Source organism: Microbacterium wangyouchuni, assembly GCF_054072595.1.
In genome coordinates this window covers 157,255-173,248 of the sequence record NZ_JBSVRM010000003.1, presented here as the reverse complement: position 1 = coordinate 173,248, position 15,994 = coordinate 157,255, and the positions used below count along the sequence as shown (strand labels likewise).

General features: G+C 63.2%; 15 protein-coding genes. 12 read left to right on the top strand and 3 right to left on the bottom strand.

Annotated elements, in window-relative coordinates; all coding sequences use genetic code 11:
• Positions 1-511: 511 nt before the first annotated feature.
• The 3 genes from ACW5CM_RS05920 to ACW5CM_RS05910 all read left to right on the top strand — a co-directional run bounded on the left by ACW5CM_RS05920 (position 512) and on the right by ACW5CM_RS05910 (position 3,798).
• Positions 512-1,180, top strand: coding sequence for a TetR/AcrR family transcriptional regulator (locus ACW5CM_RS05920; RefSeq protein ID WP_457124454.1), 669 nt, complete (start codon positions 512-514; stop codon positions 1,178-1,180).
• Positions 1,181-1,694: 514 nt separating this feature from the next.
• Positions 1,695-3,227, top strand: coding sequence for an ABC transporter substrate-binding protein (locus ACW5CM_RS05915; protein ID WP_457124453.1), 1,533 nt, complete (start codon positions 1,695-1,697; stop codon positions 3,225-3,227).
• A gap of 58 nt (positions 3,228-3,285) precedes the next feature.
• Positions 3,286-3,798 carry a hypothetical protein gene (locus ACW5CM_RS05910; RefSeq protein ID WP_457124452.1) on the top strand — a complete coding sequence of 171 codons (513 nt, stop codon included), beginning with the start codon at positions 3,286-3,288 and terminating at the stop codon, positions 3,796-3,798.
• A gap of 180 nt (positions 3,799-3,978) precedes the next feature.
• Here the strand turns inward: ACW5CM_RS05910 and ACW5CM_RS05905 are convergent, their stop codons facing one another.
• Positions 3,979-5,145: an acyl-CoA dehydrogenase family protein gene (locus ACW5CM_RS05905; protein WP_457124451.1), complete on the bottom strand. Its 1,167-nt coding sequence runs from the start codon at positions 5,143-5,145 to the stop codon at positions 3,979-3,981.
• 58 nt (positions 5,146-5,203) lie between these two features.
• Positions 5,204-5,671, bottom strand: a complete 468-nt coding sequence (locus tag ACW5CM_RS05900) for a MarR family winged helix-turn-helix transcriptional regulator (protein ID WP_438253893.1) — start codon at positions 5,669-5,671, stop codon at positions 5,204-5,206.
• 88 nt (positions 5,672-5,759) lie between these two features.
• Here ACW5CM_RS05900 and ACW5CM_RS05895 point away from each other — a divergent pair, with 88 nt between their 5' ends.
• From ACW5CM_RS05895 to ACW5CM_RS05875, 5 genes are all read left to right on the top strand, one after another.
• Positions 5,760-6,683, top strand: coding sequence for an SDR family oxidoreductase (locus ACW5CM_RS05895; RefSeq protein WP_457124450.1), 924 nt, complete (start codon positions 5,760-5,762; stop codon positions 6,681-6,683).
• Positions 6,684-6,696: 13 nt separating this feature from the next.
• Entirely contained in the window at positions 6,697-7,581 is an 885-nt protein-coding gene (locus ACW5CM_RS05890; RefSeq protein WP_457124630.1) for an amidohydrolase family protein, read from the top strand.
• A gap of 37 nt (positions 7,582-7,618) precedes the next feature.
• Positions 7,619-8,071 carry a MaoC family dehydratase gene (locus ACW5CM_RS05885; protein WP_457124449.1) on the top strand — a complete coding sequence of 151 codons (453 nt, stop codon included), beginning with the start codon at positions 7,619-7,621 and terminating at the stop codon, positions 8,069-8,071.
• A 96-nt stretch (positions 8,072-8,167) separates the two neighbouring features.
• The gene (gene menE / locus ACW5CM_RS05880; protein ID WP_457124448.1) at positions 8,168-9,697 is read left to right on the top strand and encodes an o-succinylbenzoate--CoA ligase; all 1,530 of its coding nucleotides are present in this window, start codon (positions 8,168-8,170) and stop codon (positions 9,695-9,697) included.
• A gap of 51 nt (positions 9,698-9,748) precedes the next feature.
• Positions 9,749-10,003 (top strand): hypothetical protein, encoded by a 255-nt coding sequence (locus ACW5CM_RS05875; protein ID WP_457124447.1) that lies wholly within the window; start codon positions 9,749-9,751, stop codon positions 10,001-10,003.
• A 501-nt stretch (positions 10,004-10,504) separates the two neighbouring features.
• Here the strand turns inward: ACW5CM_RS05875 and ACW5CM_RS05870 are convergent.
• Complete coding sequence (locus tag ACW5CM_RS05870; RefSeq protein ID WP_457124446.1) at positions 10,505-11,590, bottom strand: PQQ-dependent sugar dehydrogenase; 1,086 nt, start codon at positions 11,588-11,590, stop codon at positions 10,505-10,507.
• Positions 11,591-11,728: 138 nt separating this feature from the next.
• Between ACW5CM_RS05870 and ACW5CM_RS05865 the strand changes: the two genes are divergently transcribed.
• From ACW5CM_RS05865 to ACW5CM_RS05850, 4 genes are read left to right on the top strand one after another with little or no spacing between them, the layout of a single operon-like run.
• Positions 11,729-12,346, top strand: coding sequence for a TetR/AcrR family transcriptional regulator (locus ACW5CM_RS05865; protein ID WP_457124445.1), 618 nt, complete (start codon positions 11,729-11,731; stop codon positions 12,344-12,346).
• Positions 12,343-13,929 (top strand): MDR family MFS transporter, encoded by a 1,587-nt coding sequence (locus tag ACW5CM_RS05860; protein ID WP_438255604.1) that lies wholly within the window; start codon positions 12,343-12,345, stop codon positions 13,927-13,929. The genes ACW5CM_RS05865 and ACW5CM_RS05860 overlap by 4 nt, the downstream gene beginning before the upstream one ends.
• A 40-nt stretch (positions 13,930-13,969) precedes the next feature.
• Positions 13,970-14,977, top strand: coding sequence for an NAD-dependent epimerase/dehydratase family protein (locus ACW5CM_RS05855; protein ID WP_457124444.1), 1,008 nt, complete (start codon positions 13,970-13,972; stop codon positions 14,975-14,977).
• Between the two features lie 10 nt (positions 14,978-14,987).
• The gene (locus tag ACW5CM_RS05850) at positions 14,988-15,974 is read left to right on the top strand and encodes an aldo/keto reductase (protein WP_457124443.1); all 987 of its coding nucleotides are present in this window, start codon (positions 14,988-14,990) and stop codon (positions 15,972-15,974) included.
• Positions 15,975-15,994 lie beyond the last annotated feature (20 nt).

The window sequence follows — 15,994 nt, the reverse complement described above, 5'->3', positions numbered from 1 at the left end:
GAAGTATCGCCGACACTCATCGGACCGACAGTGTGCGTAACGCGCGTCAAGACGTGAGAGCGCAGGGCGAGCAGACCGGCGAGTGGATCGCCGTATACGCTCGCCGGGATCGATCCGTCGCGGTTGACCTGGGGTGAGACGATGGCGCCCAGAGGCTACACGCACAGAATTCTCGCTCGGGAACCCGACTGAGGCTTGAGGACCCGCCGGCGAAGCGCGCCCGCACGTAGTGCTCTTCCACGCCGCGCAACCATTGGAGCGGCTGAATGTCGCAGACGCCATCGAGATTCCGTGGCTGCAAAATTCGTCCGTGTGGCGACATCCGTGCCTGCTCCGCTGGTGATCGGCAACGGCCAACTCGCAGGCGGGCATCGTGTGCCTGGGGTACTGGGGAGCGTCCTCGGCGCTGAACGACGCTTAGGAGATCTCCGACTTCGGTGGGTGAAAATCTCTTCTCTCAGAACGATAGTGAGCGCCGGAAGCATGTAACGACGTGCAACAATCATCTTCGATGGCACTTCACAAACGCCCCCGTATCGGACGTCCGAGAATCAAGGCGACGGACGAGGCGAGCGAGCTCTCGCCGAAAGAGCAGATTCTCGACGCCGCCGCTGCGCTGTTCGCAGAGCATGGGTATGTCGCGACGTCAACGCGTGCGATCGCCGAGCGGGTCGGCGTCCGTCAGCCTTCCCTCTATTACCATTTCAGCGGCAAAGATGACCTCCTCGCCGCGCTGCTCGAGTCGACAGTCCGGCCCAGTACAGAGTTTGCTCTCTCGCAGGAACAGACGCCTCAGTGGCGGAGCGATCCGGCATTCGCGCTTTACGCGCTGATGCGGTTCGATGTGGAGACACTCGCCCGTGCCCCCCACAACGTTGGCGCTTTGTACGCGTTGCCGGAGGTGTCGCACGACCGCTTCGACGCCTTTCGTGAAGCTCACGAGGCACTGCGGCGCACATACTCCGAGATTGCCAGGAGAGCGGCCTCCGAGGAAGTGCGTCGTACGTCGGATCGCGATCTGCTCGGCTCGATGCTGGTTCACCTCGCCGAAACGGTGATCACGCTGCGCAGAGAAGGCCATCGCAAGATCGATGCCGAGCTATTCGCATCGACGGCGCTACGCATGGTGGGTCTCGGTGACGTAGAAGTCGACCGCTGCCGAGCGCTGCACAGGAACTGATTCTTCCTCGCGTGAGGAATCGCGCGACAAAGAGACAACCCGCGAGGGGCATCGACCATCGTTGCTGCAGTACCCCGAGCGGTCTTGTGGGTGTGCTCTTGGAAGTGATCATGCGTCCCTATCGACGTCTGTGCGGGATGTGCAGGAACTGAGCAAACGCGGACACCCGCACGCACCGGGTGACAGCGGTAGCAAGAGTTTACAGATTCGTTATTGCATATAAAAGGAAGTACCCGTACGGTGGCAAGTAGATTACCTATCGTGCGACAGGTAACTACGCGAATGCGCTTCCGTTCGTCCGTCCACAAGATCGGCACACTGTTCGTGACGCAAGTCAGTACGGCACCACCGTCCATTCGCAGCATCAAATTCATGTAACTTTGCGCGATTGATCGTTCGTAGAAGGTCGATTGATGCGCGAGCTCTCTTTCGATTCGGACGGCGCTGAGGCCGTCCGAAATTACCCGGCTTGGGAAGGTTTTCGATGTTCATCGGTAAATTTATGAAGTGCGCTGTGAGCGTGTCGGTCGTCGCGATTCTCCTCACTGGATGTGCCGGCGACTCCGGGTCTCCCCGCGCCTCGACGGCTGGAGCAACGGACTCTCCCATCACTTGGGGTGTTTCCTGGGCCAGCGGATACACCACACTCACCCCGGAGGAATCGTTCACCAAGACCCCTACGGCGCAGTCCGGGGTCTGGCTCAACCTCATCTACGGCTCCATGCTCAAACTCACGCCAGACGGGCTGGCTCCTGGGCTGGCGTCGGGGTGGGAGATCATCGACGCGAAGACCGTGGAACTCACGATCCGCAGCGGCGTGACCTTCCACGACGGGACGCCCTTCACCGCCGAGGCAGTGAAGGTGGCCTGGGACAAGATCATCAACGAATATGCGGCGCTGATCGGCAACCCGGTCATCAAGTCCATGGAGTCGGTTGAGATCATCGGTGATGAGAAGATTCGCGTGAGCTTGAATGCCCCGAAGATCGAGGCCTTCACGTACCAGATGCTCACGTCCGCGTTGCGGCTCGGTGTTCCGTCCCCGACTGCGGTCGAAGAGTTGGGAGCGAGTTTTGCAGAGAGCCCCGTCGGGGCAGGCCCATATTCCTTCGTTAGCTCCGTTCCGTTGCAGGAAGTGCGCCTTGAGAAGTACGACGATGGGTGGGAGGCCGATGACTATCACCCCTCCGCTGTAACCTTCAAGCTCGTCGACTCGGGAACGGCAACCTCCATCGCGCTACGTTCCGGCGAGATTGACGGAGGCTGGATATCCAGCTTCGGTGAGATTGAGAGCCTGAAGGCCGCCGGGGTGGATATCGTCGCCCAGTCCTCGCTGATGAGTCCGCTCGTGTCTATGTGTGCGACGAGTGGGCCGCTCAGCGACGTCCGAGCGCGCCTTGCCGTCGCAAAGGCCTTCGATCAGGAAGCCGTGAACCATGCCGTCCTGGGCGGCTTGGGAGAGGAACGCTACTTCCTGCTCCCTCCCGGTGTCGGGACTTCCGAGCAGGCGGCCGAGAAACTCTCCTATGACTTGGATGAGGCGAAGGCGCTCGTGAAGGAAGCAGGGGTGGTGGGTGCGGAACTCGAAATCGTCGCCGATCAGGAGTGGGAGCTCAGCACCGCTGTGGCGACGGTTCTGCAGAGCCAACTGGAGTCGATCGGCTTCAACGCGAAGGTCACCAATCAGAACAACGGTCGTGTATGGGCCAAGGAAAACCAGTCTGATCTTTACATCACCAACGTGGGCGCCTTCAGCATGGATGCGCCGATCGGCCCTAACGCCGCTTTGAACCAGTGCGGCAATTCCTTCCCGGCGGTTGAAGACGCACTGGTGGCGGCCAATGCGACCGCTGGACAGTCGCAAGATGTCGTGGATGCGGCGTGGGTGGAGTTCCAGGATGCGTTGGCGACGGATGTGCCTGCCCTGTACTTCGTTGGCGTTCCGAATGTCCTGGGTACTGCGTCTACGGTACGGGGCGTCGAGTTCATCTATCCAGAGGGGACGCAGAACGCCTTTGATTGGCGCGGTGTCTACAAATCCAACTGACAAACACTAATCGCACTACCGGGCGGGCGCTGTGTGCTCGTCTGCTGAAAGGAGAATGATGGTTGCTTACGAGGTTTCCATGGGCCGACCGCGCACGCTGGAGGAGTTGAGCGCTGAGGCGGCATGTACGGCGGTGATGCACGCGATTATCGATTGCACCGATGGATTCGGTGGGCACAGCTCGTTGGATCGGGTGAACCTGCTGACGGATGACATCAAGATGATCAGTCACAACCCACACTATCTTGCGGAGATTCGCGAGGTGATCGGCAAAGAAGCGGTTGTCAAGATGCTTGAGTTCCGTAACGACGAGACGATGAGTAAGGGCTACAAGCACCTCACGACGAACATTCGTTTCGAGCTCGTCGATGAGACGCACGCGTCGATCGTGTCGATCCGTTCGATCTATGAGATGAAGTCCGCCACACCGCTCAAACTGGACGCGATCGAGGAAGTGTTTCAGGACTTCCGGCTTGAGGGCGGTAACTGGAAGGTGTGCAGCACGCGCGTGGACGCACACGCCTCGACATCGCAGCTGAAGCTCACCGCAGCCGGTGCCGCGACGTCGTAACGGCCGGCGGCACGAGCTGCGTTCGACACAACGCGGGGCTCGGCTCGGGGCCCGAGCCCCGCGTTGCGAGCTAGTTTTGCGGGACCAGTCGAATGCAGCGCTCCCCAGGCATGCGGCTGGCCTGATCAAGCGCTGGTGCCATTGAGATTCAAGCGTCGCCAGCGCCTTTCGTTCGGGGATTTAGCGCGTCAGGCGCCGCCCGATGATCTCTTTCATGATCTCCGTGGTGCCGCCGAAGATCGTCGCGACGCGGGAGTCCATGTAGTCGTGCGCCACGGCGTATTCGCGCATGTACCCGTATCCGCCGTGTAGCTGTAGGGCGCGCTGGATGACGCGCTGGTGCAGTTCTGTTGCCCACCACTTCGCCATCGCCGCGGTCACCTCGTCCAGCTCGTGGCCGGATGCGTCGAGGATGCAGCGGTCGATGAACGTTTGCGTCACCTCGATCTCGGTGGCAAGCTCAGCCAGGTAGAAGCGGTTCGCCTGGAAGTCGGCGATGCGCTCGCCGAAGGCCTTGCGCTCGGTCGCGTAGGTCAACGCCTGGTCGAACGTCGCCCTCATCCGCGCCATGGATGTGACGGCGATGCTGAGACGCTCGACCGCGAGGTTCCGGCGCATGTGGGTGAAGCCCTCACCCGCTGTGCCGAGGATGTTCGTGCGCGGAACGCGCACGTCGGCGAAAGACAGCTCGGCGGTGTCCTGCGCGGACAGGCCGATCTTCTTCAGCGGTCCGTTGCGAGTGAATCCCGGAGTATCAGCATCCATGATGAGCAACGTGATGCCCTTGCGGCCGGCTGCGGGATCGGTGCTGACGGCGACGATGAAGAAGTCCGCGAGCAACCCGTTCGATATGAAGGTCTTGGATCCATTGACGATGAGGTCGTCACCATCCGCGATCGCTGTCGTCGTGATGGCTGCGAGGTCGGAGCCCGTGCCTGGCTCAGTCAAAGCGATGGCGCCGACCAGGTCTCCGGAGATCATCGGAGCCAGCCAGCGGGCGTTCTGCTCGGGTAAGCCGAAGGCGATGAAGTAGGGCGCCACGAGGTCGTTTTCGCCGTCGATCGACATGGAGACGTCTGTCGCGCCGGCGCGGGCGAACTCCTCGATGATGATCGCGTTGTATCGGAAGTCTTCGACGCCGCCGCCACCGAACTCCTCGGGTGCGGTGATGCCGATCAGGCCGGTCTCGGCTGCCTTGCGGAAGAAGCTGCGGTCGACGCGACCTGCTTCACCCCACGCTTCGAGATTCGGGCTGACCTCGCGTTCGACGAAACGACGAACGACGTTTCGGAACTCGTCGTGCGACTCGTCGAAGATCGTGCGGGGAAGGGCGACGGATGTCATCATCTGCTCGATTCTGGAGGCGGGTTTGCTAAGGCTGCGAGACGAGTGTTCGGGCGTCGGCTCAATCGGATGGGAAGGCGAGCTGCCGGAGCACACGGCTGAGCGTCTCGCGTTCGGATGCGGTGAGGGGAGCCAGTAGCTCTTCCTCGGCCTGTCGTACTTCGACGCGGGCGCGGGCGTGTGTTGCTTTACCCTCGGGTGTCGCAACGAGGACATTCGATCGACGGTCGCGGGGGTCCGGCACGCGTTCGACGTATCCGCGCTCCTGGAGATCGTCGATGAGGCTGACCACCTGGCTGGGATCCAGCCGCAGCAGCTCGGCGATCTCCTTCTGACTGGGCCGGCCACCGTCGCAGGCGAGCGCCAGCACGCTGTACGAACGCACGCGGAGGCCGTGGCCGGCGAGCCGGGTGTTGGCGGTCGAAAGCGAGACGGCGTTCGCGCGGGCCATCAGGAAGCTGACGTCGCTCCCGATGCTGCCAGCGGCCAGCTGCTGCTGACGTGATGGGGTGTCGATGTCGGTGGTCACACGACCAGCATAGCGAATGAAGAAGTAGATAGTTGACTTTTCCTACTATTGTATGGTCTTATCAATTTACGACCTTAAGGAGCACACCATGTCGCTGAACGGCAAAGTCGCCATTGTCACAGGTTCGGGCCGCGGCCTCGGCCTCGCCTACGCCCAGGAACTCGCGCGGCAGGGCGCATCCGTCGTGATCAACGACGTCGACGCGCAGACCGCCGCAGATGCGGTTGCCACCATCGAGGCCGACGGTGGCAAGGCAGTCGCCGTGGTCGCGCCGGTCGGTTCGACTGAGACGGCGAAGCAACTCGTACAGACTGCGGTCGACTCCTTCGGGGGACTCGACATCCTCGTCACCAACGCGGGAGTGCTCCGCGACACCGTGCTCTGGAAGATGAGCGACGAGGACTTCGACCTGGTGATCAACGTGCACCTCCGCGGCACCTTCACCTGCGTCCGCGAGGCAGCGACCTACATGCGCGAGAACGGTGTCGCTGGCCGCATCATCACGATCGGGTCCCCGACTGGTCAGCGTGGCAACTTCGGTCAGACCAACTATGGCGCTGCCAAGGCCGGCATTGTCGGGATGGTCCGCACCTGGGCGCTTGAGCTCAAGAAGGCGGGTATTACCGCTAACGCAGTCATTCCGGTTGCTGCGACCGCGATGACCGCCACCGTGCCGTACTTCGCCGCTGCTGTCGGGGCAGATGCGAAGGGCGAGCCCATGCCGGAGTTCTTCCGCAAGGAGATTGGCTTCGGCAATGCCTCCGACGTGTCCGGCCTCATTGCATTCCTTGCGTCCGACGAAGCGGCTGCGATCACCGGTCAGGCGATCGGCGTCGGCGGCGACCGTCTGCAGGTCTGGAGCCACCCGGAGCCCGCCGTTACCGAGTACCGTGACGGCGGATGGACATTCGACGCGCTCGTCGAGCAGTCTGCTCTCCTCACGGGCAACGTGCAGTCGGTCGGCGAGAAGTTCCCGGCGCTTCCTGCCGAGCTTCAGCCCGCTCAGGCGTGATCCGATGCCTGCGATGACCCGTTACGAATCTGCGATCGACCTTGGGGCGATCACTGCGATCGACATGCACGTGCATGTCGAAGTCGACGGACACGGACACACCTCCTTGCCCGATGACCTCAACGAGGCCGCGACGAAGTACTTCTCCACCGATGCCGGGCGCCCCGACCTTGACTCCATCGCGGAGTACTACCGTGAGCGCAAGATGGCGGCGGTCGTGTTCTCGGTCGACGCCGAGACTCACCTGGAGCACCCGCCGATCTCCAGCGCGGAGATCGCAGAAGGCGCGGCGCGTAACAACGACGTCCTCATCCCGTTCGGCTCAGTCGACCCGAACCGGGATGACGCGGTCGAGCGGGTCGCTCGCCTGATCGGCGATCATGGCGTGCGCGGCTTCAAGTTCCACCCGACGGTGCAGAATTTTGATCCGAGCGACGTGCGCTATCAGCCGATCTATGCAGCTCTGCAGGATGCCGGTGTCGTCGCGTTGTTCCACACCGGGCAGACCGGTATCGGCGCTGGTCTTCCTGGAGGCCGTGGCCTTCGGCTCGGGCTGTCGAACCCGATGCTGCTGGACGGTGTGGCTGCGGAGAACCCCGACCTGCAGATCATCATGGCGCACCCGTCGGTGCCGTGGCAGGACGAGGCGCTCTCGGTCGCCACGCACAAGCACAACACCTGGATCGACCTGTCCGGGTGGAGCCCGAAGTACTTCCCTGCCGAACTCGTCCGGTACGCGAACTCGCTCCTGAAGAAGCGCGTCCTGTTCGGGTCGGACTTCCCGCTCATCACCCCGGACCGATGGCTCAAGGATGTCGAGCAGACGGCCCTCAAGCCCGAGGTGATGCCGGGAATCCTCAAAGGCAACGCGGCCCGTCTCCTCGGCCTCGACGCTTGAACGCTGACGTCATTCCCCTCTGAAAGGACTCACCATTATGACCACCACTGTTACTTACGCGGACCTCGCCACCCTCATCGGCTCGGAGCTCGGCCCGTCCGAGTGGATCGATATCACTCAGGAGCGGGTCGACACGTTCGCCGATGCGACCGATGACCACCAGTGGATCCACACCGACCCCGAGCGCGCGAAGGATGGCCCCTTCGGCGGTCCGATCGCGCACGGGTTCCTGAGCCTGTCGTTGCTCATCCCGCTGTGGGAGTCGCTGCTGGATGTCGAAGGTGTCACGACCAAGGTCAACTACGGTCTCGACAAGGTCCGCTTCGTGTCGCCTGTCAAGGTTGGATCGCGTGTCCGCGCGACGGCCACGGTCGCCGAGGTCACCGAGGTGGCCGGCGGTGCCCAGCTCACGATCGATGTCACGATCGAGGCGGAAGGCAACGGCAAGCCCGCCGTCGTCGCCCGGAGCCTGCAGCGCTTCTACGCCTGACGCACTCTCCGGGTCGGCTTCCCCAGTGCGCCGGCCCGGAGATTCCACCATCGCGACGGTCGTAGACGACTGCCAGCCTCGACGGAGAGACATACGATGCATGATCATGGACTCGGTTCCTGGATGGCGACGCGTCGTCTGAAGACACCGGATAAGACCGCGCTCGTCTTCGATGACGGGCGCAAGCTCACGTATCGCGAACTGGCAGAGATGGCCGACGTCGTCGCGGCCGATCTCGACCGTCGCGGCACCGGGCCGGGAGATCGCGTCGCCTACCTGGGCGAGAACAGTCCTGACTTCCTCGCGGCTTTGTTCGGAACAGTACAAATCGGGGCGGTATTCGTGCCCGTCAACACCCGACTCGCTCCTCCGGAAATCCAGCACGTCCTCACGGACTCGGGAGCGCGAGTGCTGATCCACGATGCCGAGTTCAGCGCTCGAGTATCGGACGTCGCATCGTCGGTCGCGCATGTGATCGCAGCAGGTTCCGCGCATGAGCGGGAGGCATCTGCGCCGCGCGAAGCCGTGGACGTTCCGCGGCAGCGCAATTCGGAGGATGCGCCTGCCGCGCTGGACCGGCCCGCGGCCATCCTCTACACCTCGGGAACGACGGGGAAACCGAAGGGCGCAGTCCTCACGCACGGGAACCTGACCTGGGCGGCGCTGAACGCCATCATCGACTACGACATCGTCTCGACCGATGTGGCCCTGATGATCTCGCCGCTTTTCCACGTCGCATCCCTCGGGATGGGCGCGCTTCCGATCATCATCAAGGGCGGCACGCTGGTGCTCGAGAAGCGGTTCGATCCAGGTCGTGCGCTCGCGCTCATCGAGCACCACGGCGTCTCGATGCTCTCCGGCGTGCCGACGACATACCAATTGCTCTGTGATCATCCCGATTGGGCCGCCACGGATGTCTCGAGCATGCGGAAGCTGACCTGCGGAGGATCCGCCGTACCCTCACGCGTCCTGAACGCCTACGAGGAGCGAGGGTTGTCGTTCTCGCAGGGTTACGGAATGACCGAGACTGCTCCTGGCGCGACCTTACTTGCTCCTGAGCGCACGCGCGAGAAGCAGGGGAGTGTCGGGGTTCCGCATTTCTTCACCGATGTGCGGATCGCGGGCGAGGATGGCCGTGCCGTGCCGAGCGGCACAGTCGGGGAGATCGAGATCTCGGGACCCAACGTGTTCGCCGGCTACCACGGTCGACTTGAGGCAACGACAGAAGCGTTCACCGCAGACGGATGGTTCCGCTCCGGTGACCTCGGATACCTCGACGGCGACGGCGTGCTCTACATCTCGGACCGACTCAAGGACATGATCATCTCCGGCGGCGAGAACATTTACCCCGCCGAGATCGAGAACCTCATCAATGACATGGATGGTGTCACCGGTGTGGCCGTCATTGGAGTTCCCGACGAGCGTTGGGGTGAGGTGCCCTGGGCTGTGCTCACTGTTCGGGACGGCATCATGATCGGCGCCGATCAGGTGCGTGCTCATCTGGATGGGCGACTGGCGCGCTACAAGGTGCCGGCGAAGACCGTGATCGTCGATGAGTTGCCTCGAACGGCGAGCGGCAAGATCAGAAAGGCCGATCTGCGAGCTCGATTCGCACCGTCCGCGTAACCGCTGGGTGGCGAAACTCGAACGTCAACGAGAGCGGGGCGGCCAACAAGGATGCGCCCGATATCTACCGCATCCTCGCAGCCGCGCCCCACGGTCGACCTCGTCGGCAGCATCCGGTTCATCCTTCGCGAAGATGTGAGCTGCGATGTCGCCGCAATCGCACTCGCAGACCTCTTCGCCGCGGGACCAGAAGTGCTGGGGTCGGCCATGGCGGGGCAAGCGGAGCTGGGTATCGGTGACCCCGCGCAAACGTCGCTCGCAGCAAGCATCCTCGCCGCAGACTTGATTGAGGCCCTTGCAGGGTGAGGCGTTCGAACGGCTTTACCCCTACCGCTACCAATTGCGGTACGCGAGACTGATCTGGAACGCAGAATGTGACCGTCGACGTGGTAGTGCGAGAGCCAGTATCCGTGCCCACATTTTGCGTCAAATTGAACAAGAATCGATCCTGCCGAGACGGGCTGAGACCAGATCTTCCGGATCCCAAAATCGCGTGAATCCGGGGTTTCCGAGTGAATCGGGATGAGACCGGATTCGAAAGATGGGGTTCAAATCCCTCCGTCTCCGCCATAAATCCCTGGTCAGAAGTTGTTTTGCAGGGTTCTTTCTCCGCGTTCTGTGGGCCTCTGTTCAAATCCCACAGTCTCTGACTCCACGGGCAGTCATAGTCAAATGGCGCCTGCGGCACGCCTCTCGCCGCAGGCTTGATCGAGGGTCATGCAGGATGATGTGTTCGAACCGCTTCACCTCTAGCGTCACCAATTAGTTCAATCTTGCGTCGACCACTCATCGGTCAGCGGGGTGGCGCTATCCCCAGGTCACTTCGATGAGGCGATCATCGTCGGCATCGGGTTCGCCTCGTCCGTCAGTGTTGTTCGTGATGAACCAGATGGTGCCGTCTGGTGTGACGGTGACGTCGCGGATGCGGCCGTACTCGCCGCTGAAGTAGTCGGTTGACGCCGTGGGGTCGGCGACGGGAACTGTTCGGAGTACTGCTCCGCGTAGGTTTGCGATGAACAGAGTGCCATCAAGATGGGTCATGCCGCTGGGGCTGGCAATGCTCGGTTCCCATTGCTGCACGGGATCCGTGAAGTCGTCGTTGTTCGCGATGCCCTCTACCGTGGGCCATCCGTAGTTGGCGCCGGGGGTGATGATGTTCAGCTCGTCCCAGGTGTTCTGCCCGAACTCGGTTGCGAACATGGTGCCGTCATCCGCCCAGGTCAGCCCTTGGGGGTTGCGGTGTCCGTAGCTGTACACGAGCGAGCCGGCGAATGGATTGTCGGCCGGGGCTTCGCCGTCGGCGGTCATGCGGAGGATCTTGCCGCCTAAGGAATCCAGTTCTTGGGCGGCGCTGCCCTGACCTGCATCGCCGGTGGTGGCGTAGAGCATGCCGTCGGGGCCGAATGCCAGGCGTCCGCCATCGTGGTAGCTCGCAGAAGGTATCTCGTCGAGGATTGTCACGGCGTCGCCCAGTGCGAGTGATCCCGGTGTGCCCGTCACGTCGTAGCGTTGGATTCGGTTTCCGTCCTTCCCTGTCGAGTAGACATAGAGTCGCCCGTCGCCCACGGTCATGCCGAGAAGCCCGCCCTCGCCGGCATAGTCGATGCCCGCCACCGTTCCGATTTCGCGGGTCCTGCCATCGTCTGCGAGTTCAAGGACGCGGCCGCTGTCGCGCTCGCTGATTAGTGGGGCGCCGTCGAGGAAGACGACTGACCATGGTGCGTTCAGACCGGTAGTGACCACGCGTGGTGTCCCAGACGGTGCGTCCGCTTGATCCGTCGCCGCGTGGTCGCTCGCCGGGGGAGTGGATGGTTCTGGTGTCGCGGTGGTGCAGGAAGTGAGAAGGATGCTGAGTCCGATGGTGGCGGCAAGCGTACCGGTGGTGCGGTTCATGCTTCGCATGGGATGGCCTCAATCGTGACGAATCGGTAGCGGGCGTCGTTTGGCTTTGGTCATTCCGTCAGCCCGCTGCACTGCATAGTACGTGACCTGTATCTCGTGCATAATTGCAGATCGTGCAATAATGCGTACGTGCAACAACCAGAAGGTCTGAGAGCCCGTAAGCAGCGGCAGACGCGAGATGCGATCCACCGAGCGGCCGTGGACCTGGCTTTCGAACTCGGGCCAGAAGCGGCGACGGTCGCCGAGATCAGCGCGCGCGTTGACATCTCGCCGCGCACGTTCTTCAACTACTACCCGACCAAAGAAGATGCGTTCGTCGGCCTGCACGAGGGGCTGCCGAGCGACGACGAACTCGACGTGTTGCGCTCCGGAACCTCCGACGATCTCATCGGCGACATTCTGACGCTCATGCTCGGAGTCTTCACGCCCAGCGACGAGACACTGCTTGAACAGCGCAGGGCACTGATGGCGCAGCATCCGCAGCTCATTCAGCGGCAGTGGGCCCGAATGATCGGCGTCGAGCAGCGCATCGCCGGTGCTGTTGCCGACCGAATGCGGACCGGAGGCACCTTCACTGCACTGTCGGAGATCGACGATGCAGCGCGTGCTCTGGTTGTGACGTGCAATGCGGTGCTCCGCCTGAGCATCCGAAAGGTCATCGAGGGGCACACCTCGGCCGCTGATATCCGACCCCAGGTCGACGAAACTCTGCATACCCTTCGAGAGGTATTGCGTACGCTGCCATGATTGTTTCCTCGACCACTCCACGGCCCCGCTCGCACGAGTCGCGGCGGGGCATCATCCTGCTCTTCATCGGGCTGGTTCTGGCGATGCTGCTCGCCTCGCTCAGCCAGACGGTGCTCAGCGCCGCGATGCCCACGATGGTCGGTGAACTCGGCGGCGTCGACCAGATGCTGTGGGTGATGACCGCCTACATCCTCGCCTCGACCATCATGATGCCGATCTACGGCAAGATGAGCGACCTGATCGGTCGTAAAGGGCCGATGATCTTCGCGATAGTGACGTTCATGGCGGGCTCCGTGATCGGTGCGCTCGCCCCCGACATGACGGTGCTCATCGTCGGACGAATCGTGCAGGGGCTCGGCGGCGGCGGGCTCATCATCCTGTCGCAGGCGATTATCGCCGATGTCGTTCCGGCGCGCGAGCGTGGCAAATACATGGGCATCATCGGCGCTGTCTTCGCTGTGTCGTCGGTGGCCGGCCCGCTCCTTGGCGGCTGGCTCACCGAAGAGGTCGATTGGCGTTGGACCTTCTGGATCAACATCCCCCTCGGCGCTCTCGCGCTTGCGGCGGCGATCACTCTGCTGCATCTGCCGAAGGGCACGAACTCGAAGCCGAAGATCGACGTGTTCGGGATGATGACGCTCGCGGCGGCAACGGCGAGTCTCATCCTGGTCGCCTCCTGGGGCGGCAATGACTACGAATGGACGTCCCCGGTCATCCTTTCGCTCATCGCGGCAACCGTCGTGTTCGGGGTGCTGTTCGTTTTCGCGGAACGGCACGCCGTCGAGCCGATCATCCCGCTGGTCCTGTTCCGGCACCGCAACTTCAACCTCGCCACCGCCGCGGGCCTGCTCATCGGCGTCGCGATGTTCGGCGCGATCGGGTATCTGCCGACCTATCTGCAGATGACATTCGGTGCGGATGCCACGATGGCGGGCATCCTCATGGTTCCGATGATGGGCATGATGCTGGTCACCTCACTGCTCAGCGGCTGGCTCGTGAGCAAGTACGGGCGCTACAAATGGATGCCGATCGTTGGGGCGGCTTTGGTCGCGCTCGGACTGGTTCTGCTGGGAACGATGACGCCCGAGACCCCGCTGTGGCGCTTCTGCATGGACGTGGGCATGCTGGGAATGGGCCTGGGCATCAACATGCAGATTCTTGTGCTGATCGTGCAGAACACGTTCCCGAACCGGGTGGTGGGCACAGCGACTGCCGCGAACAACTTCTTCCGTCAGATCGGCGCCTCGCTGGGCAGCGCGGTGATCGGGAGCCTGTTCGCCGTGAGGTTGGTGGACATCATCGGAGCTCGGCTTCCTTCTGGTGCTGCGGCAGCCCAGGTCGGCGATATCGCTTCGCTCACTCCGCACAGTGTGCTGGAGCTGCCGGCATCCGTGCACGAGGTCGTGGTGCACGGATACAACGACGCGCTGACCCCACTCCTGCTCGGCATGGCGCCTCTTGCGCTTGTCGCGGTCGTGCTGCTGTGCTTCATCAAGGAGGTGCCGCTGAAGACGACCGTCGAACGCGATATCGCGCCGGACGCCGTCGGCGAGAGCCAGCTCATCACTGATGAAGGGGTGTGAGCCGCGCGCGTTCAGCAGGCCGCATCGATAGAGTGCAGACATGGCTCAGATGAAGGTGCTGTTCATCGGCGGGACGGGGATCATCTCCTCGGCAGCAAGCGCACTCGCGGCGCAGCGTGGCATGGAGGTGACGCTGCTCAACCGCGGGCAGTCCCGCCGTGCGCCCGCGGAGGGCGTCGAGGTGCTGACGGCTGACATCTCGGATGCAGCGGCGGTCGATGCCACGCTCGGTGGCCGTGAGTACGACGTCGTCGTGGACATGGTCGCGTTCACACCCGACCAGGTGCAGCGCGATATCGATCGCTTCGAAGGTCGCACGGGGCAATACGTCTTCATCAGCTCCGCATCCGCCTACCAGAAGCCGATTGCACGCCTGCCGATCACGGAATCGACGCCGTTGCGCAATCCCCACTGGCAGTACTCTCGCGACAAGATCGCATGCGAGGAGCTGCTCGCTCGGGCGTATCGTGACCGGGCGTTCCCGGTGACGGTGCTGCGCCCATCGCACACCTACGACAAGTGGACGATCCCCGCATTCGGCGGTTGGACGGCGATCGACAGAATCCGGCGCGGCGAGGAGATCGTCGTTCACGGTGACGGTACGTCGCTGTGGACGCTCACACATGCGAGTGACTTCGCGGTCGGATTCGTCGGACTCCTCGGCAACCCGCTCGCTTACGGCGACACATTCCAGATCACCAGCGATTTCGTCTACACATGGAACGAGATCTACACGATCCTCGGTCGAGCAGCAGGGGCGGAACCGAAGCTCCGTTACGCCACCAGCGCCGAGATCGAGCAGGCAGCTCCCGAGCGCGCAGGTCAGCTCACCGGCGACATGGCGCACTCCGTGATCTTCGACAACACGAAGATCCGTCGAGTGGTGCCCGACTTCAACCCGACCGTCGCGTTCCACCTCGCGGCTCGGGAGATCATCGGATGGCATGACGCCCACCCGGAGCTGCAACGCGTCGACCCCGCTGTGGACGCGCTCTTCGCTGAGCTGTTGTCTCGCAGTCCGGGCCGCGCTCACCCCGGTTCACCGTAGACTCGGCCCCATGCAGCATCGCACCCTGGGTCGCACTGGCCGCGACGTCTCCACCATCGGTCTCGGAACCTGGCAGCTCGGTGCCGATTGGGGCGAGGTGAGCGAAGCTGACGCCCGTGCCGTGCTCGATGCGAGTGCGGAATCCGGAGTCACTTTCTTCGACACAGCCGACGTCTACGGCGACGGACGCAGCGAATCGATCATCGGACAGTGGCGACGCGACAACGCGGATGTCGAGCTGACGGTCGCCACCAAGATGGGCCGCCGCGCGGAGCAGATCCCGGCCAACTATGTGTACGAGAACTTCCGTGAGTGGACCGATCGCAGTCGCCGCAATCTCGGCGTCGACACGCTCGACCTCGTGCAGCTGCACTGCCCGCCGACGGCGGTGTACGCCGACGATACTGTGTTCGACGCGCTCGATCGCCTCGTCGAGGAGGGGGCTATCGCGAACTACGGTGTGAGCGTCGAGACGACTGCCGAAGCGCTCGCCGCGATCGCGCGCCCCCGCGTCGCGACGGTGCAGATCATCCTCAACGCATTCCGGTTGAAGCCGCTCGACGAGGTCCTTCCGGCAGCGCGCGAAGCCGGTGTCGGCATCATCACGCGAGTGCCGCTGGCAAGTGGACTTCTCTCGGGCCGCTACTCCCGCGACACGGTCTTCGCCGCGAACGATCACCGCACCTTCAACAGGCAGGGTGAGGCCTTTGACCAGGGGGAGACCTTCTCTGGCGTCGACTACGACGAGGGCGTGGAAGCGGCGCACGAGTTCTCCACACTCGCCCAGAACGTCGGGCTCGAGCCGGCCACAGCCGCCCTCGCGTGGGTCTCACAGCTCCCGGGCGTCTCGTCTGTCATTCCTGGTGCTCGCAGCGTCGCGCAGGCCCGATCGAACGCGGCGGCGGGCTCGGTGCCGGAACTCGACGAGGCCTTCACCGCGTCCGTGCGGGAGCTCTACGACCGCCGCTTCCGCGCCGCCGTCCACCCGCGCTGGTGACGGGGGCAACCCCCCTGAGG

Excerpts from the sequence above, each read along its gene's own strand:
- ACW5CM_RS05920 (WP_457124454.1), top strand. The coding sequence starts at position 512 with ATGGCACTTCACAAACGCCCCCGTATCGGACGTCCGAGAATCAAGGCG.
- ACW5CM_RS05910 (WP_457124452.1), top strand. The coding sequence starts at position 3,286 with ATGGTTGCTTACGAGGTTTCCATGGGCCGACCGCGCACGCTGGAGGAG.
- ACW5CM_RS05905 (WP_457124451.1), bottom strand. The coding sequence starts at position 5,145 with ATGATGACATCCGTCGCCCTTCCCCGCACGATCTTCGACGAGTCGCAC.
- ACW5CM_RS05895 (WP_457124450.1), top strand. The coding sequence starts at position 5,760 with ATGTCGCTGAACGGCAAAGTCGCCATTGTCACAGGTTCGGGCCGCGGC.
- ACW5CM_RS05890 (WP_457124630.1), top strand. The coding sequence starts at position 6,697 with ATGACCCGTTACGAATCTGCGATCGACCTTGGGGCGATCACTGCGATC.
- ACW5CM_RS05885 (WP_457124449.1), top strand. The coding sequence starts at position 7,619 with ATGACCACCACTGTTACTTACGCGGACCTCGCCACCCTCATCGGCTCG.
- menE (WP_457124448.1), top strand. The coding sequence starts at position 8,168 with ATGCATGATCATGGACTCGGTTCCTGGATGGCGACGCGTCGTCTGAAG.
- ACW5CM_RS05875 (WP_457124447.1), top strand. The coding sequence starts at position 9,749 with ATGCGCCCGATATCTACCGCATCCTCGCAGCCGCGCCCCACGGTCGAC.
- ACW5CM_RS05870 (WP_457124446.1), bottom strand. The coding sequence starts at position 11,590 with ATGAACCGCACCACCGGTACGCTTGCCGCCACCATCGGACTCAGCATC.
- ACW5CM_RS05860 (WP_438255604.1), top strand. The coding sequence starts at position 12,343 with ATGATTGTTTCCTCGACCACTCCACGGCCCCGCTCGCACGAGTCGCGG.
- ACW5CM_RS05855 (WP_457124444.1), top strand. The coding sequence starts at position 13,970 with ATGGCTCAGATGAAGGTGCTGTTCATCGGCGGGACGGGGATCATCTCC.
- ACW5CM_RS05850 (WP_457124443.1), top strand. The coding sequence starts at position 14,988 with ATGCAGCATCGCACCCTGGGTCGCACTGGCCGCGACGTCTCCACCATC.